We start from the raw sequence: 4,480 nt of genomic DNA, 5'->3' as shown, positions 1-4,480 counted from the left end.
CCCGGCCCGCTTGGCGGCCGGCTTGGCCGCCGCGCGCTTCGTGGTGCTGCGCCCGGCGGTCGTGCGCTTGGCTGCGGCCCGGGTCGTGCTTCGGGTCGCGCCACGAGTCGTGGTGGCGCGGGCGGTCTTGGGGGCGGTCGTCGTCCCACCGGTGAAGTCCGACAGCGGCGCCGTTGCCGCCGTCTTGCGGAACGACTCCAGGGCCTTCAGCGCGGATGCCTTGCTGGCGTAAGCCTGGGACGATGCGATCACCGAGCCGCCAGGTGCGAGCAGCGAGAAGTGGAACTTGCCGCCCGCAGTCTTGGTCAGGGTGAACTTCGCTGGCACTCAATGCCTCCTGCTGTCGTGTTCGCCAGCCCTGCGGCGGCGAACAATTGCGTTGTCGGCGACGGACGTGTCAGGACGTGCGCTCTGCTGTCGATGCGGTGCACTCGCTCACCTCGCCGGCGACATCTGGTCGCGGCCACTGCATCGGCGGCTTGACACGAATCCTTGAATCCCGGCTTTGAATCGCTGATGGGCGTGTTGGCGTGACGCACCCCTCTGGTAGGCGCGCGCCACGACGCGCCCGAAGCCGCCTTGCGGGGCGTGTCGACCCCTTTGGACCGGGGCAACACGCTGGTGGAACACCCGCGACGAGCTACTACGACGTGATGTCTTTCCGCTGGAAGTGCCGCCATGCCAGCACCAAGAGGACGACGGCGTACGCCACCGACTCCAGTGCTCCCCGCGCCATCGACTCCCAGGCGATCTCGGGACCCAGCACGTCCGTCCACGCGAACTGGTAGTGCGTCGGCAGCAGCTCGCGCCATCGGCCGAGCGCCGTCACGGCGTCCAGGATGTTCGAAACGATCACAAGCAGCACCGCGCCGCCCACGGCGCCCAGCGGCGCGTCCGTCCACACGCCGAGCAGGAACGCGAGCGCGGCGACGAACAGCAGGACGACGGCCGTGTACCCCACCGCGATGGCGATCCGCACCAGCGACTCCTGGGCCGAGAGCGTCGCGCCGAGCGGGCTGCGCATCGGCGCCCAGCCGAAGAACAGCCCACCGGCCAGGTACGCCGTCGCGGGCAGCAGGACCAGCGCGAGCCCGCTGTAGAGCAGTGCCACGATCAGCTTGCGCCGCAACAGGTTCGACCGCGGAATCGGCGCCGCCAGCAGGTACCGCAGGCTCGACCAGCTCGCCTCGCTCGCCACCGTGTCGCCGGCGAACAGCGCCACGGTCACCACCAGCAGGAAGCCCGCGCTCACGAACAACGTGAAGAATGTGAAGTTCGGGGCACCGGTCGTGGCGAGGTCCACCAGGCCCGGCGTACCGGGACCGCCGGCGTCGCCACCCACGGTGAACGCCGCCACCAGCAGGAACGGCAACGCCACGAGGAAGCCCAGCGCGCCCTGGGTCCGGCGCCTCGTCAGCTGCCGGCGGATCTCCACCAGCAGCGGGAGCGTACGCCGCGCGGCGTACCCCGGCGCCGCGCCGTCGTCGCTCGTAACCGCGACCGGCGGCAGCGCCCCCTCGATCCCCGCGTGTCGACCTCGCTCCGGCATCAGGCGTCCTTCTCGCCCACCAGCGCGAGGAACGCCTGCTCGAGCCCGCGCTGTGGGGCCATGCGCTCGACGGCGACCCCGGCCGCGGCGAGCGTCCGCACCAGTTCCGCCCGCGCGGCGAGGTCGGCGCGGACGGCGAGCCCCGTAGGCGTGACCTGCACGTCACTCACTCCCCGCACCACGCGGGCGATCCGGGCCGCGCGTGCCGCGTCGTCGACGTCGACCGCGACGACCGTCGCGGCGTCCACGAGCTGAGCCACCGGTCCCGCCGCGATCAGCTTGCCGAGATGCATGACGGCGACGTGCGTGCACGTCTCCTCCACCTCCGCCAGCAAATGACTGGAGACGACCACGGTCCGGCCGGTCGCCGCGTACCGCGCGAGGACCTCCCGCATCTCCCTGATCTGCGGTGGATCGAGCCCGTTCGCCGGCTCGTCGAGCACGAGCAGCTCCGGCAGGCCCAGCATCGCCTGGGCGATCGCGAGCCGCTGCCGCATACCGTGGCTGTAGGTGCGGACAGTGCGGTGGACGTCGTCGCCGAGCCCGGCCACCTCCAGCGCTTCGGCCAGGTGCGCGTCCACCTCGGGACGGCCGGTGGCCTGCCAGTACAGCCGCAGGTTCGCCAGACCCGACAGATGCGGCAGGAACCCCGGACCCTCCACGAACGCGCCGATCCGGGACAGCACCGCCGCACCCGGGACGACGCGATGCCCGAACACGCGCAGTTCGCCCTCCGTGGGGTGGATGAGGCCCATGAGCATGCGCAACGTCGTCGTCTTGCCGGCGCCGTTCGGCCCCAGGAGCCCGAGCACCTGGCCGCCGTCGACCCGCAGCGTCAGGTCGTCGACGGCGCGCACGCCGTTCGCGTACGCCTTGCCGAGCCCCCGGATGGCGAGCGGGACGCCGGTGAGCTCCGGGTCCGGACCAACGCGGCGCCGCCGCGTGTATCCCCGCACCGCGAGCGCCGTCCCGCCCACGACCAGCGCGGCCAGCATCGCGGCGGCCAGCATCGCCAGCCGCCGCAGGCCGCCGGCGTCCGCCACCTCCAACGGCACCTGGGGCACGGTGAGCATGCCGTCGCCGGCGAGAGCGATGCGGTAGCCGCGCGCGTCGTCGGGCAACGCGTACGCCTGGTCGGTGCTGGAGACGACGACCCGTAACCGGTGCCCCGCGGGCACGTCGTGGACGACGGCGGGCAGCGCGACGGTGACCTCGCGCCCGTCGGCCGGCAGGTTCGCCAGCCGCACGGGCGAGACGAGACCGCGCGGAAGGATGGTTGATCCACCCGGGGCGACGTCGACGAGGGAGGCGAAGAACGTGGCGTCCGCGGCCGTCGACCTCACCCGCAGGGCCACGCGCGGCGTGCCGACGACGGTGACGGACTCGGTCAGCGGCGCGGTCTGAAATGTGGCGACCTGACCGGGGATCGCGCTGATCCCGAGGGCTCCGCTCGCCGCGCCGGCTCCGGCGGCTCCCGAACCGGAGCCGTCGGAGCCGGAGCCGCCGGAGCGGGAGCCCGTACCTCCCGCCCCGGCCGCCCCCGCCCGGGCGGCCAGCGCCCCGAGCGTGCCGCCGATCCCGGGAAGCGTCGTCACCGCGGCCGGCGTCGCTCCGGGCGGGGAGACCGCGAGCTGTTCCCCACCGGTCAGCGCCAGTCGCCGGGTCCCGACGGGGTCGCCGCCGAGCCCCGGGTACGACCGGCCCTCCCGCAGTTGCGGCACGGGATTGGAGTCGGCGCTGGAGAGGACGGCGTCCGGCACCGTGACGGAGAACGGCGCCTGCGGTTCGCCCGCCTCCTTGCGCAGCCACCGGTCGAAGAAGTCCCCGGTCAGCCGCCGCAGGCGCTCGGTCTCGTCGGGTCCGCCGTCGTGCCCGCCCGCCGTCCAGACCATCGACACCGGGGTTCCCTTCGACGCGATGGCGCGCGCCGTGGCGTCCGCTTCCGACAGCGGGAACAGGGAGTCGTTCTGGCCCTGGATCAGCAGGGTCGGCGCGGTGATGCGCGAGGCCACCCGGGCCGGGCTGGCGGCGGCGAGCAGCGCGAGCATGGCCGGTGCGGGGCGGCCGGTGGTGGCGGCCCGGACGTACCCGAGGCACAGGTCGGTCGCGATCCGGCCGCACGCGGCGCTCAGCGTCCGCAGCGCGAGATCGTCCCGACCTGCCCGGCCCGTTTCCGCTCCCGCCGGCGGCGTCGCGGGTGGGCCCACCGCCGCGCCGCTACCGAAGAACAGCGCCGTCCACTGCCGCTTGAAGACTCCCGCTCCCGCCGCCCGCGCGGGGGTCGCGTCGGCCGCGGTGACCGGCGCCGGATGCCCGGTGGCGAACTGCGGGAACAGCGACTGCCGCAGGTCGTTCCACGTGACGCTCGGCACGACGGCGTCCACGCGCCGGTCGGTGCCCGCCAGCAGCAGCGCGAGGGCGCCGCCGTACGACGTGCCGACGACGCCGACCACGGGGTCACCCGGCGCCTGCCGGGTGACCTCCGGACGGCTCGCCAGGTAGCCGATGAGGCGCTGGGCGTCCCTGACCTCGTACTGCGGCGAGTCGAGGTGCACCTTCCCACCGGAGGAGCCGAAACCGCGTGCCGTGTACGTGAGGACGACGTACCCGCGGCCGGCGAGGTCGCGCGCGTCGTCGGCGACGGATTCCTTGGTGCCGCCGTACCCGTGCGCGAGGAGGACGGCGGGTGCGGGGACCTCGCGGGGCACGTACAGGGTGGCGTCGAGGTTGACTGGGACGCCGTCCGGCTCACGCGTGGCGCCGAGCAGCAGCAGGTCCTGGTGGATGCCGGCGTCGCCGCCGCCGTTCGCGACCGCCGCGAAGCCCCCGGCGAGGACGGCGACCCCGACGGCGGCGATGACGACGCTTCGGCGACGCACCGCTGCACGGTACCCCGGCGGGACAACGGCCCCGCGGACGCACCCGGCTCTC

General features: G+C 73.9%; 3 protein-coding genes. All 3 read right to left on the bottom strand.

Annotated elements, in window-relative coordinates:
• On the bottom strand, window positions 1-327 hold a 327-nt coding region (locus tag AC08OU_RS00495; RefSeq protein ID WP_476604070.1), incomplete at its 3' end, for a YegP family protein.
• A gap of 316 nt (window positions 328-643) precedes the next feature.
• On the bottom strand, window positions 644-1,549 hold the full coding sequence (locus AC08OU_RS00490) for an ABC transporter permease (protein ID WP_476604069.1): 906 nt from the start codon (window positions 1,547-1,549) through the stop codon (window positions 644-646).
• Window positions 1,549-4,428, bottom strand: a complete 2,880-nt coding sequence (locus AC08OU_RS00485) for an alpha/beta fold hydrolase (RefSeq protein WP_476604068.1) — start codon at window positions 4,426-4,428, stop codon at window positions 1,549-1,551. Before AC08OU_RS00485 ends, AC08OU_RS00490 begins: the two co-directional genes overlap by 1 nt.
• Window positions 4,429-4,480: the final 52 nt, after the last annotated feature.

It is taken from the genome of Frankia sp. CcMO1 (assembly GCF_977945845.1).
Note: the sequence above shows the minus strand (reverse complement) of the source record. Positions and strands in the feature narration are given on the sequence as shown.